The 880-nt window shown below is 43.4% G+C and carries 1 protein-coding gene; it reads right to left on the bottom strand.

Annotation, left to right across the window (positions count from 1 at the left end):
* Nucleotides 1-126: 126 nt before the first annotated feature.
* Nucleotides 127-880 (bottom strand): carbohydrate ABC transporter permease (locus LD39_RS14050; protein ID WP_035548248.1); only part of this gene is annotated, 754 nt, incomplete at its 5' end.

Here is an 880-nt window from a genome sequence, read left to right on the forward strand (position 1 = left end):
GCTGGCGATACACCCGCCATTTTAGCGATATCTTTGATTGTCAAGTCCATCTTTTTTACAGCTCCTTACGCATGATCCGCTATCTTATTTCTCCATTGTATCAACAAATAGAAGGAGTGGCATCGTTTACTTGATCGAACCTTCTGTAATACTGGAAATAAACCATTTATTGAAAATAAGGAAGATAACGATCAATGGGACAGTTGCCCAGAATACTCCAGAAAGCAACATTCCGAAGTCCACTCGGAACGCATTGTTCAAGGAAGCGAGTGCGACTTGCAAGGTATAGGACGATGGGTCACGAAGTACGGTGAATTGCCATAAGAATTCGCCCCACACGAGCGTGAAAACAATGATTCCAAGCGTAGCAAATGCCGGTTTGATAATCGGCAGCACGATACTCCAATAAATCCTGAAATTTGAGCACCCATCCAGCTTCGCCGCTTCCATTAATTCATCAGGTACCGATTGGCTGATATATTGACGCATCAGGAAGATCCCCAGCGGATTCAGCAAGAACAGTACACCAGCTCCAAGCAGCGTGTCCAGCCATCCTAATTGGGAAATCAAATAATATTGAGGAATCAATCCCAATTGGGGAGGAATGACCATCGTCAGCAAAATACAAATGAACAAGAAGTTCTTTCCTGGAAACTCAAATTTCGCAAATGCATAGCCCGCTAGTGAGCTGATAATTAATACAGCCAATGTCACGGTTGTACACAATAGAATGGTGTTCCACATCGCTTGGAAAAATGGGATAGTATCCAATACTTTTTGGAAATTCTCGACGAGCATTCCACCAGGTAGAATCGTAGGAGGAATGGAATTATAAGCAGCACTCGGTCGAGTCGCCATCACAAACATCCAATAAAATGGG

This window comes from Halobacillus sp. BBL2006 (genome assembly GCF_000786645.1).
Classification (GTDB): Bacteria; Bacillota; Bacilli; order Bacillales; family Halobacillaceae; genus Halobacillus.